The organism is Hydrogenophaga crassostreae (genome assembly GCF_001761385.1).
Taxonomy (GTDB): Bacteria; Pseudomonadota; Gammaproteobacteria; order Burkholderiales; family Burkholderiaceae_C; genus Hydrogenophaga; species Hydrogenophaga crassostreae.
Genome location: NZ_CP017476.1, coordinates 4,304,003 through 4,323,409, shown reverse-complemented (window position 1 = coordinate 4,323,409; position 19,407 = coordinate 4,304,003). Strand labels below are relative to the sequence as shown.

The window sequence follows — 19,407 nt, the reverse complement described above, 5'->3', positions numbered from 1 at the left end:
AGCGCTGAACAAAGGAATCCCGCAATGATAGGCAAGTTGACCGGCACCCTGCTGGAAAAAAATCCCCCGCAAATTCTGATCGACTGCCACGGCGTGGGCTACGAGGTCGATGTGCCCATGAGCACGTTTTACAACCTGCCGCCGGTGGGCGACCAGGTGGCCTTGCTGACGCACTTTGTGGTGCGGGAAGATGCGCAAATTTTGTACGGTTTTGGCAGTGCGGAGGAGCGCGAGGCCTTTCGCCAGTTGGTGAAAATCAGCGGTGTGGGCCCTCGCACGGCGCTCTCGGTGCTCTCGGGCATGAGCGTGGGTGACCTGGCCCAGGCCGTGACGACACAAGACATCGCGCGCATCGTCAAAGTCCCCGGAATCGGCAAAAAGACAGCCGAGCGCTTGCTGCTGGAACTCAAAGGCAAGCTGGGCGCCGACATGGGGCTGGCGGGCAGTGCATCGGCTGTGGGCGACGCGGCCAGCGACATACAGCAAGCGCTGATGGCCCTGGGTTACAGCGAGAAAGACGCAGCGCTGGCGCTGAAGGCATTGCCCAAGGATGTGGGGGTCAGCGAAGGCATCAAGCTGGCGTTGAAGTCGCTGGCGAAATAGCGCGCAGCGATCCGCGATTTGGCGGAGCGAGGGAGATACAACGATCCGGCGCCGGGCCGCCCCAAGCCGGATCAGCCCCCTTGGGGGGCTGCGATCCGCGCAGCGGCGGAGCGTGGGGGCGTTACAACGATCCGGCGCCGGGCCGCCCCAAGCCGGATCAACCCCCTTGGGGGGCAGCGACCCGCGCAGCGGCGGAGCATGGGGGCGATTACAAGGATCCGGCGCCGGGCCGCCCCAAGCCGGATCAGCCCCCTTGGGGGGGGGGCTGCGATCCGCGCAGCGGCGGAGCGTGGGGGCGATTACAAGGATCCGGCGCCGGGCCGCCCCAAGCCGGATCAGCCCCCTTGGGGGGCAGCGACCCGCCCAGCGGCGGAGCGTGGGGGCGATTACAACGCCTCGCGCACCAGGCGTCCGTTGAGCGCCTGCACAGGGCGGGCGTTCATTGGGTACAGGTGCGTGAACAGCTTGAGCTGATCACGGCTCACGGTCATGGGTTGTTTCATCACCAGCCACAACACGCCTTCGGTGCAGGGCGGTGTGGTGAGCGAGCCGATGAACTGGTAATAGCGCTGGTCGGCGGGCAGGATCTGGTTCATGTCGATCAGGCCGGCGGGCAGGCCCACGCGGTCTTGCACGTCCAGCGGCATGCGGGTCCAGACCTGATCGATCAGGGCGTTTTCTGCACCGGGATCGATGAGCACCGCGACCACGGCCAGTTGGCCTTCGGCATTCTTGTGCACCAGATGGGCGACCATGGAGAAGCCTTTGTAGTTCACGCGCTCTTCCGCCGGATGGTGGAAATGGAACTGAATGAGCTTGTAGGCGGATCCGCGCACATAGAGTGTGTTGTCGCCCGCCAGATCGACCTGAACCGTGTGGCCATTGTTGACCACGCTGCCGCCGCTGGGGCGGTAGTCGAAGCGCAGGATTTCGGCCTTGCCGGGCATGGTTTCGGTTTCCAGAATGTGCACAGGAGACTGGCGTTGGCCAGTGGCGCAGGTGCTGAATTCGGGTTTCAGACTGGCCCAGTTCTGAGGCCCGTTTTCACCCTGGTGTTCCCAGTGCACCTCATGCGAATCGCCCCCTGCGGCCGCATGGGCTTCGGGTGCGGCATGGCCGCTGAGTACGGCGGCGCGGGCGCGGATGTAGTCCCGACTGGCCTTGGGTGAGACTTTGGCCGGGCGCGTTTTGTGGCCACTGGCGGCGTGGGGCTCATCTGCCGAAGGGGCGGCGCTGTGTGAATTGGCGGCAGCGATCACATGGCCGCCAACCCGCAGCGAAACGCTGCCGCCTTTGGCGCCATGGCGCTCGATCACCGCTTTGAGGCGGCTGATGGTGTCCTGGCCGCTGCTGGATTGGGGTGCGGCCGGTTCAGCGTGGGTCTCCTGTACAGGGGCGGGGGCATGGGCTGCCGGCTTGTCGGCGGGTGCCTCTGCATGGGCCGCGCCATGGTCTGCTGCCAGACTGTGGTTGGCGCTCAATGCCAGACATCCACTCAAGGCGAGGGCCAGTGGGTGGATGCGGCGGTGCGGGGGACGTTGGGGCTTCATGACGGTATTCCTGAGAACGGCGGGGCAGCAGGTCGCGTGAGACGAGGCCTGTTTCTGTCACTGTCATCGGCAGGTGCTGCGGGGAACTTGAACGGAGCTCCCACCAAGGCTGGGTTGTATAGTTCCCTTCACTTGCTTGCCCCAAACAAGGATTGCCCCGAATTGAGCCCGCTGTGACCATTCAAACCGACGATTTCGCGCCTGCGCCACGCATGGTTTCGCCCGCACCCGTTTCGCCCAAGGAAGAGGCAATCGAGCGCGCGTTGCGGCCCAAACTGCTGGACGAATATGTTGGGCAGACCAAGGTGCGCGAGCAGCTGGAAATTTTCATTGGCGCGGCCAAGAAACGCGACGAAGCGCTGGATCATGTGCTGCTCTTCGGCCCGCCCGGCCTGGGCAAGACCACGCTGTCCCACATCATTGCTCAGGAACTTGGCGTGAACCTGCGCCAGACCAGTGGGCCCGTGCTGGAAAAGCCGAAAGACCTTGCTGCGCTGTTGACCAATCTGGAGCCCAACGATGTGCTGTTCATTGACGAGATCCACCGACTCTCCCCTGTCGTAGAGGAAATTCTCTATCCTGCGCTGGAGGATTACCAGATCGATATCATGATTGGTGAAGGGCCTGCGGCGCGCAGCATCAAGCTGGACTTGCAGCCCTTCACACTGGTTGGTGCCACCACGCGCGCCGGCATGCTGACCAACCCGCTGCGCGACCGGTTCGGTATCGTGGCGCGGCTGGAGTTCTACACGGCTGAAGAACTCACGCGCATCGTCAAACGCAGCGCCGGATTGCTCAACGCACCCACCGAACCCGAAGGTGCTTTTGAGATCGCGCGCCGCTCACGGGGCACGCCGCGCATTGCCAACCGCCTGCTGCGCCGCGTGCGCGATTACGCCGATGTGAAAGGCGATGGCCGCATCACCGCCGATATCGCCAACCGCGCGCTGACCATGCTCGATGTGGATCCGCAGGGCTTTGACGTGATGGACCGCAAATTGCTGGAGGCGGTGATCCACCGTTTCGATGGCGGGCCCGTGGGCCTGGACAACATCGCTGCGAGCATCGGCGAAGAGCGCGACACGATTGAAGACGTGATCGAACCCTATTTGATTCAACAGGGGTTTCTGCAGCGCACACCGCGCGGACGCATTGCCACACTGGCGGCCTATCGTCACCTGGGGGTGACCCCTCCGCAATCGGGCGATCAACTGTTCACCGAAGCAGGCTGAATTGAGCGCAATGTCTGACCGGTCGGAACAGGGCGAGTCTTCAACCGCGCGTCTGTACCGCGCCGCTTTGGGTGAAGCGTCGGCCGGGTACTACCTGCCGCTGTTTGCGCGTTTTGATACCCAGGGAACTGCCGGCCCGGTCTGGAACGGCGCCGCTGCCTTGCTCCAGCCAGGCTGGTTGCTGCACCACCGTTTGTGGATGCCGCTGGCAGGGTACGCCGCTTTGGCGGCAGCCCTGGCGCTTGCCGTGGCGGGTTTGTGGCATTTCGCGCCCGGTTGGCCGACAGGCGTCAAGTTGGGCGGCTCGATTTCCATGCTGCTGTGTTTGGGCCTGGTCCCGGGTTTGTGGGGCTCGGCATGGCTGCATGCCCGCGTGCGCCAGCGCGTGATCAAGGCGGTGAAATTCGCTTCCACGGTGGATGTGGCGTGTGAATCCCTGATGGCTGAAGCCCGTGACCGGCAACGCCGCAACACCTGGGGATTGGCGGGCCTGCTCAGTGCCGTGGCATTGGCTGTGTTGCTTTGGAAGACGGTTCCCTGGCCGAGTCTCCTGGGCCGAGCGGACCCTTCTGTTGCGGTATCGGCGGTGGCTTCGTCTGCAGACCGGTTGGCCGATCCGCTGCCAGCAGCGCCTGCGGTGACCTCTGCTGGCAGTGAGATTTCAATGGTTGAAGCCGCCTCTTTTCGCGCGCCCGCAACCGACGAAGTGATTGAGGCCACGGCAGCTGTTGAGGGCCCTTCTGCGGCTGCTTCCGGGTCGGTGCCAGCTGTATCTGCTGAAGGGACTGCAGGGACTGCAGCGTTGCAGCACATGGAAAATGGGGTGCAAAAAGGGATAGCTCAGACGCGTCTGGTGGGAGAGCGCCCAGCAATTCAGGCGCAGCCGCCTAAGCCTGCGGAGGCCAGCGTCCGCGCAGTGCCTCTTCCCGTTGAGAGGGCCGTTTCTCCGATCGCCAAGCCGCCTGAGCCCAAGGTGAAATCGCGCGAGGTGCCAACTGCCGCGTTGGCTGACACCGTGGATCCCGCGGGTGCCGCTCAGGCCGCGGACGTGGTCAAGCCGGTGGTTCCAGTTGCACCGACCGGTGATTTCACAGGCATCCGTCGCCGCGTGCAGGGGTTTGGTGTGGCTGTGGGCATGTTTGCCGTGACCGCCAATGCCGAACGGGTGGTCGCAACGCTTTCGGGCGCGGGCCTGCCCGTGATCAGCGATTCGGTGGCCTCGTCGCGAGGTGAACTTACCCGTGTTCGGGTCGGGCCGTTTGAACGTCAGGATCAGGCTGAAAAAGCCGCAGCCCAAGTGAAAGCGTTGGGGCTGGAGGCCAAGATTTACGCGCCTTGATCGGTTGACTCGGATGGTCGGGCCTGGAGCGGTTGGCCCACAACCGTCTGGCAAGGCACAAGACGGGCGAACCGCCTGGCGGGCTAGGTTGACCCGGTGGGCTGCGCTTTATTGGCCGCGGCTGGCGATGTTTTCTGCAAGCCTCGCAAGACACCCATCACGATCAGGCACTGCGCGGCATAGTAGGTGCTCAACACCCCAATCGCAGCGTGGGGCAGGGGTGACACGAAACGGTTGAAGGCGAGCGTGGCATCGCTGATCATGAAAAAAGCGGCGCCTGCTGCAACCATGCACGATGGCACATCGCGCAACACAACGGCCCGCCCGATAGCCACGGATCCCATGGCAACAATGGTCGAAACGTAAACCGCCACAGGCACTCGCAGCGCCTCAGGCAGGCCGTTGAGCCACAGAAAACCATAGAACGCTGCACCGATCACCGCGCAGATCAACCAGCCAGGGCGCGAAGCGAACAACGGCGCCCGATCGCGAAAGAGCATCAGGTAGGCCAGGTGGCCGAGCAGGAATGCCACCAGTCCCTGTATGAAAAATCCCTCAAACATGAGGAAAACGTCGCCGGCCAATGCGCCGGTGAGTGCAACCACCAGCCAGACCACCGGTTTGGATTGGGCGGCGAGGGCACCCGTTTGGGCGCGCCAAAACACGCCCACGACCGCCAGCGCGAGAAGCATGGTCAATGGCTTGAATACCCAGTGCCATTCGATCCAGCCGGTTGCCGAGGTGGCCATCGACAGCGCGGCGCTCTCGATCATCAGGGCCTCCAGCATGCCGATGCGGCTTTGCAGGACCGCACCCACGGACCACAGGCCAGCCAGCAAGACAGCGAACCACACCGCGCTTTGCCACAAGGGCCAGCCATCGGTGAACCAAAGGTAGAGACCTGAGCCGGTCAGCAAAAGTGCAAATTGCGCTGCGGCAAAGCGCCGAACCGACGCAGAGACCGGCGGTGCGAACCGCTTCACCTGGTTGATGTCAAAAGGTGTTTTGGGGGAGTCGGCCGCCATGGCGGCCGATTGCCAGCCCGGCGGTTGGAACCACACCAGCAGCTTGTCGCGCCAGTGCCGGGCTTGGCGGCTTTCGTGCCACAGCGCGGCATAGACCTCGGCGTTGGCCCACAGCGGGTCCCAGCTTTTGAGGGGACTGCGGGTACCGTAGACGCAGGGCTCGCGAGGGTCTTCATCTTCGAAGCTGCCAAACAGGTGGTCCCACAGCATGAACACCCCACCGTAGTTTTTGTCGACATAGCGGTCGTTCACTGCGTGGTGAACCCGGTGATTCGAGGGAGAAGCGAACACGCGGTCGAACCAGCCCAGGCGACCGATCTGCTGGGTGTGGATCCAGTATTGGTAGAGAAGGTCGATCAGTCCAACCACCCCGAACACCAGTGGCGGCACACCAGCCACGGCCATGGGCACATAGAAGATCCAGCCAAACAGTGCACCGCTGCTGGTTTGCCGTAGCGCCGTTGAGAGGTTGTAGTCTTCACTCTGGTGGTGCACCACATGGGCGGCCCAGAACAGCGCGCTGGTGTGGCCCAGGCGGTGGTGCCAGTAGTAGCAAAAGTCATAGAACACCAGCGCCGCCAGCCAGCCGACAGGGCTGGTCCAGAAACTTTTGTCGGGCACCAGTGCCACCGCGCTGAACACGGCGGTGTAGAGGCCAAACCGCAGCGCCACGGTGAACACCGCACTGATCTGGCTGAGCATGCCCAGCCCAATGCTGGTCAGCGCGTCGTCGAAGCGGTAGGTGTTGCGTCCGCGCGCGTAGCCCACGGCCAGCTCGATTGCGATCAAGAGGAGAAAGACCGGGGTGGCGAGAACGATGATCTGGCTGGGGGTCATGAATGGGTGGTGTTGGCGTCGTCCAGGGTCAAGTCAATGCGCCGCGGGCATCGATGGCGATGATGCGCTCAACCCTGCCCTGGAACAGTCCCCCGCGCACGCCGACGTAGGCATCGTGCAGGTTGACAGTGGGGTCGCAGTGGCCGGGGATCAGCCAGACGGCGCTGCCCAGTGGCGGAGGCGGTGCATTGGCTTCGTGGGGGTGCAGTACGCCATGCTCATCGCCGCCGTTGGCGTAACGCAGGCCGGGTGGATGCGCCACCTTTGGCAGACCGCTGTCAATGGCGTGGCTTTTGTGGCCGGCGTCGCACACCGCATGGGCGTTCGAGCGGCTCATCACCTGCGATTTGACAAACAGCGCATGTTCAAACGGCGGCGCATCCGGATCGGATTCGTTGGCTGCGTAGTCGGCATCCATGAACAGGTAGGAACCCGCTTGCAGTTCACCCCACAGTCCGCTGCCCGCTTCGCGCACAAAGCTGCCGGTGCCAGCGCCAGTGATCAGAGGCACATTCACGCCAGCGCCTTGAAGTGTGTTCACGGTCGCTTGAACGCGTGCGGCTGAGTTCGCCATGGTGGCATCGCGCTCAGCGGTTGAGCGAAGGTGTTGCGCGGCGCCGTGATAAGCCTGCAAACCCGCGAACCGAAGCGTGGGTTTTTGCTGAATCAGCTGAGCCAGCAACAAGGCCTGTTCGGGCGATTCGACGCCACAGCGGCCGTGACCGATGTCCATCTCGACAAAAACGTCGATGGCGCTGGTCTCGGTTGCGCGGGCTTCTGTCAAGGCATCAAGCAGACGCTCAATGCCCAGCTCGTTGTCGACAGCCATTGCAAATCGGGTGCCCCCCCGATGAACAGCTTTCGCCAGTCGAGCCAGCTTGACGGGGTCGATCACCTCGTTGGTGATGTAGATGTTGCCCACCCCGCCTTGGGCCAGCGCGAGCGCTTCGTCGATTTTCTGCACGCAGACCCCCACCGCGCCCTGCGCCATTTGCAGCAAGGCCAGTTCGGCGCTCTTGTGGGTTTTGGCGTGCGGCCGCAGACGCATCTGGCAGGCACGGGCAAACGCGGCCATGCGCGCCAGGTTGCGCTCCATGGCGTCGAGATCGATGACCAGAGCTGGCGTGTCGATCTGGTCGACTCCTTGCCCGACCCAGCTCTGCATGCGGGCAAGGCGTTGACGCAGTGCGATGGGTTCCATGTCAGGTGGTGGATTCATCCAGTGTTTCTTCAGGCGGTAGGGTTTGCAGGTGGGCGGTATCGGCCCAGCCGACCAGGCTGAGGCCTTCGGGTGACCACAGCAGGCGGTTGATGGCGGTGTTGGTCAGCTCCCAACTGCGGGGTGCCTGAAGTTCCAGGCGGGTCGCGGCGCGGTACAGGATGTCGAGCACCCCCCCATGCGCCACCATCAATACCTGTTCGCCGGGATGCTGTGCCGCCAGTTCCGACACCGCATGGACCACGCGCTCTTGAAGTTGCCGCAGCGATTCGCCGCCCGGTGGCGCAAAGTCGGGCTCCCGTTTGCGCCAGGCCAGCGTCTCGACCGGGTGGGCGGCCTCGAGCTCGGTCCAGGTCCGGCCTTCGAACGCCCCGAAGCAGCGTTCGCGCAGGCCGGCGTGGGTCTGCACCGGCAAGCCGTGGCGGTCGGCGACAGCCTGGGCGGTAGCGTGGGCCCGGCTGAGGTCGCTGGCGTAGCAGGCGGCAATGTCCTGGTCGCTCAGCGCCTGGGCCAGTTGTTCGGCTTGCCATCGACCGTGGGCGTTGAGGTCGATATCGGTATGGCCCTGGATGCGGGTGGCCCGATTCCAGGCGGTTTCGCCATGGCGCACGGCGAGAATGCGTGTGACTAACAATTCGGATCCTGACAGCGGTTTTGACAAGCCGTCACTGTATCGCCAGTCGCCGCGCTCGAAAAGAATGGCATTTGGCGCTCCTATTTGGGCATGGAACTGCATCACTTGGGTCAGAATACGTGGCATGCGCCTGGAAAGCCCTTCGTCTGAGGGGGAGTTCGCTTCTCTGTTCAATTTTTTGCCCATTGGTGCATACCGCAGCACATGGGATGGTTGCATGGTGCGCGCCAATCCCGCCCTGGTCGCGCTCAACGGTTTCGAGACCGAGGCCGAGTTGCTGGCCTCGCTCAAAAACATCGGCACCGAATGGTATGTGGACCCGGCGAGGCGAGGCGAGTTTTTGGAGCTGATCAAGCGCGACGGGCAGGTCAAGGCCTTTGTTTCCGAAGTGTGGCGCCATCGGACCAGAGAGCGCATCTGGATCAGCGAAAACGCGCACGTCTTGCGCGACGAGCAAGGCCATCTGCGTTTCTTCGAAGGCACGGTTGAAGACATCACCGAGCGCGTCTTGGCCCAGCAAGCCCTGCAAAGAAGCGAAGACCAGCTGAAGCTCATCACCAGCCAGATTCCGGGCATGTTTTATGTGGTGCACATTGCACCCGATGGTCGGCGCACCTGCCGGTATGTGAGCGAAGGTGTGCGCGACATCTTTGGCGTGGAGCCCAGCGAGGCCATCAACGATCCCGAGTTGCTGGTCCGGCACCACCATCCGGACGATGCGCAGTTGCACGCCGAGGATACGAAACGTCTTCTGGAAAAACCGGTGGAGCTGAACGGGGAGTTTCGCGTGGTGGTGCCTGGTGGAGGGGTGAAATGGGTGCTGCGCCGCTCAAGCGCGGTGTCGCAGGACGCGTCTGGTCAACTGCGCGTCGGGGTGTTTCTGGATGTGACCGACCGCAAGCTTGCGGAGGCCGCGTTGTCCGAAAACGAAGCCCTTTGGCGGCTCGCGATGGAGAGTGCGGGTGATGGGGTTTGGGACTGGAACCTGGTGACTGGCGAAGAGTTTGTCTCGGAACGCATCAAAACCATGTTCGGCTACGACGACGATGACGTGTTGAGCCTGGCCGAGGACCTGGATGGCCGAACCCACCCCGATGACGTCGCCCAGATGCAGCGCGACCGGGAGGCCCACTTCGCTGGGCGAACGCCGCTTTACCGAAACGAACATCGGGTTCGATGCAAGGACGGCACGTGGAAATGGGTCTCGTCGCGAGGCGTGGTGATTGCGCGCGACGACGATGGGCGCCCATTGCGCATGGTTGGAACCCACGCCGACATCACCGAGCTGAAAATGGCCGAAGCGCACCAGCGGGTGCTGGAATCGCAGCTGCGTGAAGCGCAGAAACTGGAAGCCATTGGCACGCTGGCTGGCGGTGTCGCGCACGACTTCAACAACCTGCTGGCGGTGATTCTGGGCAATTTGACGCTGGCCCGCGAAGATGTCGGCCCCGATCATCCGGCGCAGGAAAGCCTGAATGAGATCAACCGTGCGTCGGTCAGGGCGCGCCATCTGGTGCAGCAAATCCTTGCGTTCAGCCGGCGCCAGGCGCAAGAGCTCAAGCAACAGGTTCTGCAGCCTTTGGTGGGGGAAGCGCTCACCATGATGCGGTCCTTGTTGCCGCCGGGTGTGCAACAGGTGCCCGATCTGACAACCGAACCTTTGCTGGTGCTGGCGGATGCCACCCAGGTACAGCAGGTGTTGATGAACCTGTGCAACAACGCCTGGCAATCCATGGGCGGACGGGGCGGACGAATCACGGTTGGCCTTTCGGCGGTTGCGGTCGATGCCGGGCAGGCCCACAGGCTTGGCGGCATTCTGGTGGGTGACTACGCATGCCTCAGCGTGGCGGATGACGGGCCGGGCATGGATGAAGGCACCCAGCAACGCATTTTTGAACCTTTCTTCACCACCAAGGCTCCCGGCGAGGGCACCGGGTTGGGGCTGGCTGTGGTGCATGGCATCGTGAAAGCACATCGAGGGGCGATCGATGTGCGCAGTGCGCTGGGCGAAGGTACACGGTTTGACATCTATTTGCCGCGGTTGCCCAGGGTCGAGACGGACGATTCGGTCAGACCGGAAGAGAAAAAACACGTGGCCATGGCGGCTTCCCCAAAAGGGCGCCATGTGGTCTACATCGATGACTACGAGGCGATGGTTTTTCTGGTGGGCCGGCTGTTGCGCAAACGGGGCTATGAGGTGACCACATTTACCTCGGGCGAAGATGCCATCGCGTGGCTGCGCGATGAAGCCGGCCCTGTGGACATTGTGGTGACCGACCAGAACATGCCTGGCATGTTGGGCGTGGAGGTTGCTGCCGAGGTGAAGCGTTTGCGACCCGGTTTGCGCACCGTGCTGATCACGGGCCATGTGAGCGATGCGTTGTTGGCGCAAGCGGCGGCGGTGGGGGTGCAGGAAGTGATGGGCAAGCAAGACAGCATGGACGAGCTGGGCGAAGCCATAGGCGAACTGCTTGATACCTTGGTGCCTTAGGGTTGCACCGGGCTTCCCCGAGCTTTCGGATGGCTGCAATGCCCGGCGCAATGGCTACGCCAGGGCTTGGGTCAACGCGGCACGTCGAGGTTGACCTGGCGTGGGCCTTTTGGCGGGGCGGGGAACCCTTCCAGCGCGGCGCTGACCATGGCGCCCCACAGCGCGGGTGTGCTGTTCCAGCGGCCATCATGGGCAGCGCTGGTCTCGTAGGCCACGCGACCGGTGGCCGCTTCGCGGACCACGAGCGAGACCTGCCTTTGGTAGTAGGGCAGCTCCGGGCGCAGCATCCAGGGGCTCCACATCACGCTGCCATGGCCAATGCCGATGTGCACCTGGCCCGTCCAGCTGAACCGGGCCCTCTCCCAGGGGTCTTCCCAGGGCGCACGAGGCAAGCGTGTGGTTTGCGTTGTGACTTCAACGGTCCAGGGTGCCGCTGTGGCATGGTCTGCTGGCAATGTCCAGCCCAAAGGTTTCAGAGCCTCTTGCACCAGTTGTTCGAGCCTGTCCGCCGATTGCGCTGCCGAGCCGGTCGATTGGGAAGGCAGGCGTTCGAAACGGTAGGTTTGAGGTGGTGCGGGAACGCTGGTTGCCGCAACGGTCGTCGCTACACCATCCGTCCAGCGAGCAAAACTCTCTACCTGGTTGTCGACCCGGTACACGCTGGCACAGCCTGCAAGTGACCCGGCGGCCACGATAACCATTAGGGTGGAAGCGGGTTTGAGAAAGGCGGGGAAGGCCATGGGCTGCTCCTGTAAGGGTGCACCGGTTCCGTGCGCCGGAACGGGAATCAGTGCGTGGCGATGGGTATGACCGTGCGCTTCACCGTTTCGTTCCCTGGGGGCTCTCCCCAGGTTTCGGGCGGTGTAAACAATGCGGGCGAAGGCAATCCAGGCTCGCCCACCGGTTCGTCGTCAAACGCCTTGTCGCCGTCTTCGCTGGCTTCACCGGTGGCGCGAATGGTCTGGAACGGGTGCAGCTGGCGGTCCATCAGATGGCTGGGCACCACGTTTTGCAGGGAGGAAAACATGTTCTCCAGGCGGCCGGGAAATTTTTTGTCCCAATCGCGCAGCATGTTGCCCACCTGCTTGCGCTGCAGGTTTTCCTGGCTGCCGCACAGTGTGCAGGGAATGATGGGGTATTCGCGGATCTCGGCCCAGCGGCTGAGGTCTTTTTCGGCAACATAGGCCATGGGCCGAATCACCACGTTCTTGCCGTCGTCGCTCACCAGTTTCGGGGGCATGCCTTTGAGCTTGGCGCCGAAAAACATGTTGAGCAGCAGGGTTTGCAGGATGTCGTCCCGGTGGTGGCCGAGCGCAATCTTGGTCGCGCCCAGTTCACCTGCCACGCGGTAGAGGATGCCGCGGCGCAGACGCGAGCACAGGCTGCAGAGGGTTTTGCCTTCGGGGATCACGCGTTTCACGATGGAATACGTGTCCTGGTTTTCGATGTGGAATTTCACCCCCAGCTTGGTGAGGTAGGCGGGCAGAATGTCCTCAGGAAATCCTGGCTGCTTCTGGTCGAGGTTGACCACCACCATTTCGAAGTTGATGGGCGCGCGGGCTTGCAGTTTTTGCAAGATGTCGAGCATGCCGTAGCTGTCTTTGCCACCCGAAAGGCAGACCATGACCCGGTCGCCTTCTTCGATCATGTTGTAGTCGACGATGGCACGGCCCACCTCGCGGCACAGGCGCTTTTCCAGCTTGTGGTTTTCGTGTTGGGTTTTTTCAGGATTCATGATCAGTTTTGCCTCAAAGTGGGACGGTCACGGCCAGCCGGGTCATTGTCCGGGGATGTCGCGGAGCGGGCTTGGCCTGGCCGCAGGCAGCGCCCCGAGGGGGCGTCCTGAATGGTCGGCGCGGTGGGCGGGCGCTCTTCCACGGCGTCACCATCTGCCGCTTTCCATGCGAATCGCCACTTCGCAGTCTTCAAAAATTTCCAGCTTGGCGATGGTGACCCGCACGCCCAATACGCCAGGCAGTTGCAACAACCGCCTTGTCAGTTTGCCGATCAGGCTTTCCAGCAAATCCACATGCTCGGCTGTGCATTCATCGATGATGATCTGGCGCACCTTGCGGTAGTCGAGCACGTTGCTGATGTCGTCATCGTCTGGGCGCAGCGGTTGCGTTCCCTGGTTGAGCTCGGCATCGACCTGAATCGGTTGTGGTCCCTGGCGTTCCTCGTCAAGAATGCCGAGGTTGGCATCGAAGCGCAAGCCGGTGAGGGTCAGTATCTGGGTGCCGGCCTGGGTTTCTGGCTGAACGTTCATGGGGTGGGCGCGCTGCCTGGCATCAGCGAAAAATCGCGCTCGAAGCGCATGAGGTGTTGGCCGCCATCCACCAGCAAGGTGGTACCGGTCATGGATTGGTTGGTCAAGGCGAACAGCACGGTGGCGGCCACGTCTTCGGGGGTGGAGGAGCGGCCCAGTGGTGACTGTTTGTGCAGCTCGGCGAACTGCTGGTCGCTCAGCAGATGGCTGGTGAGGGTCAGGCCTGGCGCCACGCCGACCACGCGGACCCGAGGTGCCAAGGCCAGTGCCAGCATGGTGTTGGCCGCTTCCAGAGCCGCTTTGGACAGCGTGTAGCTGAAGAAGTCGGGGTTCATGTTCCACAGCTTCTGGTCCAGCAGGTTGACCACGGCGCCCTGGCGATCGCCTGCGGTCAGGTGTGTGTGCAAGGCCTGTGCGAGCAACACCGCGGCGCCGGTGTTGGTGCGCAAATGGGTTTCCATGGCCTGAAAGCCGAAACTCTCTGCGCTGTCGTTTTCAAAAGTTGAGGCGCTGTTCACCACCGCATCGATCTGACCATAGTGCGCGATCACGGCGGGCAGCAAACCACGCACACTGGTTTCGTCGCTCAGATCGGCAAAAAAGGGGGATGCGCTGTCGGATCGACCGGTCAACGCACAGCAGTCCGCAACGGTTTGTTCTGCGTCGGCAGCGGAGTGGCGGTGGTGCACGGCCACATTCCACCCGGCGCGCGCCAGGGTCAGCGCGATTTCTCGCCCCAGGCGTTTGCCCGCGCCGGTGACCAGCGCGGTGCGCGGTGCGGCAACTGAATGGGCAGGTTGGGGTGGGAGCATGGGAGACAATCGGCGGGTGAACACCAAATCTGTGAGCGAACCGTCGAGTTTAACGAGCGCCTTGCTTGAGCGGGTGAAAGAGGCCATTGGCGCTTCGGATGGCTGGTTGCCGTTTGACCGCTTTATGGCCCTGGCGCTATACGAACCAGGTTTGGGCTACTACGCCAATACACTGCCGAAGTTTGGCCATTTGCCACAGGGCGAGGATGGGCAAGGCAGCGATTTTGTGACCGCGCCCGAATTGAGCCCCGTTTTCGGTCACACGCTGGCCCGCCAGGTGGCCGAGGCCCTGACATCCACCGGCACCGATGAGGTGTGGGAGTTTGGTGCGGGCAGTGGCGCTTTGGCGCTGCAGGTGCTGGATGCGCTCGTTGCACTGGGGCATCCGCTGCGCCGCTACACCATTGTGGATCTGTCGGGCAGCCTGCGTGCGCGACAAGAGATCACCTTGGCGGCGCACGCAGCAACCGTGCGTTGGGTCGGTGCCTTGCCGGATGCGCTGTCGGGCGTGGTGCTGGGCAATGAGGTGTTGGACGCCATGCCGGTGCAACTGCTGACCCGGGTTGGTGGCCAGTGGTTCGAGCGGGGCGTGGCCGTGAATGACGACGGTGGCCTGCAATGGGCTGACCTGGCAACAGCGCTGCGCCCACCGGTTGAGATCGAGGGCCCGCAGGACTATTTGACCGAAATCCATCCACAGGCTGAGGCGTTTGTGCGCACGCTGGCGGAGCGTCTGGAGCGTGGTGCCGCGTTTTTTATCGATTACGGATTCCCGGAAGCTGAGTATTTCCACCCGCAGCGCCACATGGGCACGCTGATCTGCCACCGGGCCCATCAGACCGATCACCAGCCTTTGGTGGACCTGGGGCTGAAAGACATCACCGCCCATGTGAATTTCACAGGCGTCGCGCTCGCCGCGCAAGACGCAGGCATGGAGGTTCTGGGCTATACCAGCCAGGGGCGCTTTCTCATCAACTGTGGCCTGATCGATGTGGCCAGGGAGGCCGGGCCGCGCGAGAACGCCATGATGCAAAAGCTGCTCAACGAGCATGAGATGGGTGAGCTGTTCAAGGTATTGGCCTTTGCGCCAACGGGCTGCGCGGCGGGCTGGGCGCCCATGGGTTTCGTGGCGGGCGACCGCACCCACCGCTTGTGAGCCACCCTTGCCGCGCGATGCGCAGCCTCCTCAAGGGGGCCGCGTTGGCTGACTGGCCAACCGGGGCCTGTGGCGTCCCGGGTGTCGACCGCTTCGGGCCAACGGGCATGCTTCTTTCACGGACTTTTCACCAGAGACAAAACCCATGATCCGCTGGATGATCGTCATTTTTCTGGCCCTGGTTTTCATCAGCTGGGTGACCCCCCTGTTGCAAAAACTGGGCTTGGGCAAGCTGCCCGGTGACTTCCGCTTCAAGGTTTTTGGCCGCGAGTGGTTCATTCCGTTGACCACGACCATTGTGTTGAGCTTCATGGTGAGCCTGATTGGGCAGTTGCTCTGATAGGGGTGGTGATACCCCGTGGAGTGTCTTGAATTTGGCGCTGGCGGCTTCATTTGAACGGGACCACTGAGGAGTTTCAAGACATGACCACCGATCTATTGCACATTGTTTGTCCCCATTGCCACACAACCAACCGGGTTGAAAAAGCGAGCCTGAGCGCGGCGCCCGATTGCGGCAAGTGCCATCAGCCACTGTTCAACGGGCATCCGGCGGCACTGGACGAAGTGGCCTTCGAGAAACACATCGCCCGCTCCCAAGTCCCGGTTCTGGTGGATTTCTGGGCCCCCTGGTGCGGTCCATGCCGCATGATGGCGCCCGCTTTTGAGCAGGCCGCCAAAGAGCTGGAACCGGCCATGCGGCTGGCCAAGGTCAACACCGAGGAAGCGCAACAACTGGGCGCCCGCCTCAACATCCGCAGCATTCCCACGCTGGCGCTGTTTGTCGATGGCCGAGAGGTGGCGCGGCAGCCAGGCGCCATGGGTGCGGCCGACATTGTGCGCTGGGCCCGGTCTCACCTGGCTTGACCGTGGCCTTGCCTCACCGGGCATGGCGTGGGGTGGTGCGAAGGCTGTTTGAGGACTGCGGGCGTTGGACATTCAACCAAAGCCTAGGGTTTTCCCGCTTGGTGGCAACAATTAATTAATGAAAAATTAATTGTTCTGGACCCGCTGCGTGTTCAGACCCACCACCACAGGCTGCAAAGCCTCAATCGGAGACAACTCACATGAAATTGAACAATTTGCTGGTCGCGGCTTTGGCAGCCTGCTCGGTATCTGGCGCCATTGCCGGTGAAGTCGAGGTGCTGCACTGGTGGACCTCTGGCGGCGAAGCGAAGTCGGTCGGCGAGCTCAAGAAGATCATGCAAGCCAAGGGTCACACCTGGAAAGACTTCGCCGTGGCCGGCGGCGGCGGTGATGCCGCCATGACCGTGCTCAAGAGCCGTGTGGTCGCTGGCAACCCGCCAGCTGCTGCCCAGATCAAGGGACCTGCCATCCAGGAGTGGGCGAACGAAGGTGTGCTGGCCAACCTGGATGCGACGGCCAAAGCCGAAAAATGGGACAGCCTGCTGCCCAAGGTCGTGGCAGATGTGATGAAGTACAAGGGCAATTACGTGGCTGCACCGGTGAACGTGCACCGTGTGAACTGGATGTGGGCCAACAATGCCGTGCTGAAGAAGGCTGGCGTGACCGCAACGCCGAAGACGTGGGACGAGTTCTTCGCCGCGGCGGAAAAGATCAAGGCAGCAGGCCTCATTCCTGTCGCCCACGGCGGCCAGAACTGGCAGGACTTCACCACCTTTGAAGACGTGGTGCTGGGTGTCGGTGGCGCCAAGTTCTATCAGGACGCCCTGGTCAAGCTGGACCAGAAGGCGCTCACCAGCCCGACCATGACCAAGTCGCTGGAAACATTCCGCAAGATCAAGAGCTACACCGACCCGGCCGCTCCTGGCCGCGACTGGAACCTGGCAACGGCCATGGTGATCGGCGAAAAGGCGGCCTTCCAGTTCATGGGTGACTGGGCCAAAGGCGAGTTCACGGCGGCCGGCAAGGTGCCAGGCAAGGACTACACCTGTGCAGCCGCGCCAGGCACGGCCAACGCCTACACCTTCAACGTCGACTCATTCGCGATGTTCAAGCTCAAGGATGCGAGCGCACAGAAAGCGCAGGGCGATCTGGCTGCCGCCATCATGGGCACCGAGTTTCAGGAAGTTTTCAACCTGAACAAGGGTTCGATCCCGGTGCGTCTGAACATGTCCATGGACAAGTTCGACGACTGCGCCAAGGCCTCCAGCAAGGATTTTGTCGCCACCGCCAAGACCGGCGGCCTGGTGCCTTCGGTCGCTCACGGCATGGCCATCAGCCCGGCTGCTGAAGGCGCGATCAAGGACGCCGTGAGCCAGTTCTGGAACGACGACAGCATCACTGTGGCTGACGGTGTGAAGAGCATCGCCAAGGCCGCCGCGACCAAGTAACGGGTTGGGTTGGCGCTTGCCGCCGCACAAATAGCCCCATCCCTGGTGGATGGGGCTATTTTTAGGTCTCTTATGAAATCTGCTGAAAATCTCTTGCCGAAACTGGTGATCGCGCCCGGGTTTGTCCTCGGATTTGCGTTCATTTACGGTCTCATGATCTGGAATGGCGTGCTGTCCGTGACCGGATCGCGCATGCTGCCCAACTACGAGACCTTCGTCGGCCTGGATCAGTATGTACAGCTCTGGCAAATGGACCGCTGGTATGTGGCCCTGAAGAATCTGGGTCTTTTCAGCCTGCTGTATGTGGGTGGATCGATGGGCATCGGCGTGTTCCTGGCCATCTTCCTTGACCAGAAAGTGCGCGCCGAAGGCCTCTTGCGCACCATCTACCTTTACCCCATGGCCTTGTCGTTCATCGTGACCGGCACCGCCTGGAAATGGATTCTGAACCCCAGCCTCGGGCTGGAAAAACTCATGCACGACCTGGGCTGGTCCAGCTTTCATTTTGACTGGCTGGTTCAGTCCGATACGGCCATCTACTGCGTCGTCATTGCGGGCATCTGGCAATCGGCCGGATTTGCGATGGCGCTGTTTCTGGCCGGCCTGCGTGGCATTGATGACAGCATCATCAAGGCCGCGCAGATCGACGGGGCATCACTCCCTCTGATCTACTGGCGCATCATCCTGCCGATCCTGCGCCCAGTGGTGTTCTCCACCATCCTGGTGCTGTCGCACCTGTCGATCAAGAGTTTCGACCTGGTGATGGCCCTGACCGGTGGTGGTCCTGGCTACGCCACCGATGTGCCGGCCACATTCATGTACACGATGAGCTTCACCCGGGGCCAGATCGGGTTGGGCGCTGCCAGTGCCACCATGATGCTGGCCACTGTGGCCGCCATCGTCGTGCCCTACCTCTATAGCGAATTGCGAGCCAAGCCCCATGACCGGTAGAGAGTCCCCCCTGCGCCGCTTTGCGCCGTCCCCCCTCATGGCGGGACGCATCCTGTGGCCTGGCGAAGCCAGTTCCACGGGTGCGTTTGATCAAGCCCTTTATTCGGGGCATGCCACATGACGGCCAAATCATTCAACTTCGGGCGGCTGGTCGTCTACGGTGTGCTGCTGGTCGCCGCATTCTTCTTTCTGGTACCGATGTACGTGATGATCGTGACGTCGCTCAAGGACGCGACGCAGATCCGCACCGGCAACCTGCTGAGTCTGCCTGCCGGGTTGAACGTCGAGTCCTGGTCGCTGGCCTGGTCTTCGGCGTGCACCGGCGTCGACTGCCGCGGTCTCAAACCCTACTTCTGGAATTCGGTGAGCATGGCCGTGCCGGCCGTGCTGATTTCCACCGCCTGGGGCGCCGTCAACGGCTACGTGCTGAGCATGTGGAAATTCAGAGGCAGCGAAGTGTTGTTCGGTTTCCTGCTGTTTGGCGTTTTCATGCCTTTCCAGGTGGTGCTGCTGCCGATGAGCCAGATCCTGGGCTACCTTGGAATTTCCAGCTCGATCGCCGGCCTGATTCTTGTACACAGTCTGGCTGGCCTGGCCGGAACCACACTGTTTTTCCGCAATTACTACACCGCCGTGCCGCGTGAGCTGGTCAATGCCGCGCGCATCGACGGGGCAGGGTTCTGGCGCATCTTCTGGCGCATCGTGCTACCCATGTCCACGCCCATCATGATGGTGACGCTGATCTGGCAGTTCACCAATATCTGGAACGATTTCCTGTTTGGTGTCGCGTTCAGCGGTGCCGACAGCAAGCCCATCACCGTGGGCCTGAACAACATGGCCAACACCACCAGCAGCGTGAAGAACTACAACGTGGACATGGCCGCCGCCATCATTGCCGGCCTGCCCACCATGCTGGTCTACATCCTTGCGGGTCAATATTTTGTGAAAGGTCTCACGGCAGGCGCCGTGAAAGGGTAAGC

18 protein-coding genes are annotated in these 19,407 nt (G+C 62.4%); 10 read left to right on the top strand and 8 right to left on the bottom strand.

Annotated elements, in window-relative coordinates:
- Positions 1 to 24: 24 nt before the first annotated feature.
- Complete coding sequence (gene ruvA / locus LPB072_RS20020; protein WP_066095492.1) at positions 25 to 603, top strand: Holliday junction branch migration protein RuvA; 579 nt, start codon at positions 25 to 27, stop codon at positions 601 to 603.
- A 386-nt stretch (positions 604 to 989) separates the two neighbouring features.
- Here the strand turns inward: ruvA and LPB072_RS20015 are convergent, their stop codons facing one another.
- Positions 990 to 2,153, bottom strand: a complete 1,164-nt coding sequence (locus tag LPB072_RS20015; protein ID WP_066086466.1) for a carbonic anhydrase — start codon at positions 2,151 to 2,153, stop codon at positions 990 to 992.
- A gap of 173 nt (positions 2,154 to 2,326) precedes the next feature.
- Here LPB072_RS20015 and ruvB point away from each other — a divergent pair, with 173 nt between their 5' ends.
- Together ruvB and LPB072_RS20005 are read left to right on the top strand one after the other, a co-directional pair.
- Positions 2,327 to 3,385 carry a Holliday junction branch migration DNA helicase RuvB gene (ruvB, locus tag LPB072_RS20010; protein ID WP_066086467.1) on the top strand — a complete coding sequence of 353 codons (1,059 nt, stop codon included), beginning with the start codon at positions 2,327 to 2,329 and terminating at the stop codon, positions 3,383 to 3,385.
- A 10-nt stretch (positions 3,386 to 3,395) separates the two neighbouring features.
- The gene (locus LPB072_RS20005; protein ID WP_066086470.1) at positions 3,396 to 4,724 is read left to right on the top strand and encodes an SPOR domain-containing protein; all 1,329 of its coding nucleotides are present in this window, start codon (positions 3,396 to 3,398) and stop codon (positions 4,722 to 4,724) included.
- Between the two features lie 83 nt (positions 4,725 to 4,807).
- Here the strand turns inward: LPB072_RS20005 and LPB072_RS20000 are convergent, their stop codons facing one another.
- The 3 genes from LPB072_RS20000 to LPB072_RS19990 are packed head-to-tail and all read right to left on the bottom strand — an operon-like array spanning position 4,808 to position 8,439.
- Positions 4,808 to 6,586 (bottom strand): lysoplasmalogenase family protein, encoded by a 1,779-nt coding sequence (locus LPB072_RS20000; protein ID WP_066086473.1) that lies wholly within the window; start codon positions 6,584 to 6,586, stop codon positions 4,808 to 4,810.
- A gap of 28 nt (positions 6,587 to 6,614) precedes the next feature.
- Positions 6,615 to 7,787: a DSD1 family PLP-dependent enzyme gene (locus LPB072_RS19995; RefSeq protein ID WP_082876753.1), complete on the bottom strand. Its 1,173-nt coding sequence runs from the start codon at positions 7,785 to 7,787 to the stop codon at positions 6,615 to 6,617.
- A 1-nt stretch (position 7,788) separates the two neighbouring features.
- Entirely contained in the window at positions 7,789 to 8,439 is a 651-nt protein-coding gene (locus tag LPB072_RS19990; RefSeq protein WP_066087119.1) for a histidine phosphatase family protein, read from the bottom strand.
- Between the two features lie 124 nt (positions 8,440 to 8,563).
- Here LPB072_RS19990 and LPB072_RS19985 point away from each other — a divergent pair, with 124 nt between their 5' ends.
- A complete protein-coding gene (locus LPB072_RS19985) occupies positions 8,564 to 10,930 on the top strand; it encodes a hybrid sensor histidine kinase/response regulator (RefSeq protein WP_066086475.1) in 2,367 nt (788 codons plus the stop codon).
- A gap of 71 nt (positions 10,931 to 11,001) precedes the next feature.
- On the opposite strand, the gene LPB072_RS19980 is transcribed toward LPB072_RS19985, so the two are convergent.
- The 4 genes from LPB072_RS19980 to LPB072_RS19965 form a co-directional block, all read right to left on the bottom strand.
- Positions 11,002 to 11,670, bottom strand: a complete 669-nt coding sequence (locus LPB072_RS19980; RefSeq protein ID WP_157559373.1) for a hypothetical protein — start codon at positions 11,668 to 11,670, stop codon at positions 11,002 to 11,004.
- Positions 11,671 to 11,717: 47 nt separating this feature from the next.
- Positions 11,718 to 12,665 carry a tRNA 2-thiocytidine(32) synthetase TtcA gene (ttcA, locus tag LPB072_RS19975; protein WP_066086480.1) on the bottom strand — a complete coding sequence of 316 codons (948 nt, stop codon included), beginning with the start codon at positions 12,663 to 12,665 and terminating at the stop codon, positions 11,718 to 11,720.
- Between the two features lie 147 nt (positions 12,666 to 12,812).
- Complete coding sequence (locus tag LPB072_RS19970) at positions 12,813 to 13,196, bottom strand: dihydroneopterin aldolase (protein WP_066086484.1); 384 nt, start codon at positions 13,194 to 13,196, stop codon at positions 12,813 to 12,815.
- A complete protein-coding gene (locus tag LPB072_RS19965) occupies positions 13,193 to 14,008 on the bottom strand; it encodes an SDR family oxidoreductase (protein ID WP_066086488.1) in 816 nt (271 codons plus the stop codon). Before LPB072_RS19965 ends, LPB072_RS19970 begins: the two co-directional genes overlap by 4 nt.
- Between LPB072_RS19965 and LPB072_RS19960 the strand changes: the two genes are divergently transcribed.
- The 6 genes from LPB072_RS19960 to LPB072_RS19935 all read left to right on the top strand — a co-directional run bounded on the left by LPB072_RS19960 (position 14,007) and on the right by LPB072_RS19935 (position 19,405).
- Positions 14,007 to 15,164, top strand: coding sequence for a class I SAM-dependent methyltransferase (locus tag LPB072_RS19960; RefSeq protein WP_082876755.1), 1,158 nt, complete (start codon positions 14,007 to 14,009; stop codon positions 15,162 to 15,164). The genes LPB072_RS19965 and LPB072_RS19960 overlap by 2 nt on opposite strands.
- A gap of 145 nt (positions 15,165 to 15,309) precedes the next feature.
- Positions 15,310 to 15,504: a DUF2905 domain-containing protein gene (locus LPB072_RS19955; protein WP_066086493.1), complete on the top strand. Its 195-nt coding sequence runs from the start codon at positions 15,310 to 15,312 to the stop codon at positions 15,502 to 15,504.
- An 83-nt stretch (positions 15,505 to 15,587) separates the two neighbouring features.
- Entirely contained in the window at positions 15,588 to 16,028 is a 441-nt protein-coding gene (gene trxC / locus LPB072_RS19950) for a thioredoxin TrxC (protein WP_066086497.1), read from the top strand.
- A 200-nt stretch (positions 16,029 to 16,228) separates the two neighbouring features.
- Entirely contained in the window at positions 16,229 to 17,476 is a 1,248-nt protein-coding gene (locus LPB072_RS19945; RefSeq protein ID WP_066086503.1) for an ABC transporter substrate-binding protein, read from the top strand.
- Positions 17,477 to 17,548: 72 nt separating this feature from the next.
- Positions 17,549 to 18,427 carry a carbohydrate ABC transporter permease gene (locus LPB072_RS19940; RefSeq protein WP_066086506.1) on the top strand — a complete coding sequence of 293 codons (879 nt, stop codon included), beginning with the start codon at positions 17,549 to 17,551 and terminating at the stop codon, positions 18,425 to 18,427.
- A 117-nt stretch (positions 18,428 to 18,544) separates the two neighbouring features.
- A complete protein-coding gene (locus tag LPB072_RS19935; RefSeq protein ID WP_066086511.1) occupies positions 18,545 to 19,405 on the top strand; it encodes a carbohydrate ABC transporter permease in 861 nt (286 codons plus the stop codon).
- Positions 19,406 to 19,407 lie beyond the last annotated feature (2 nt).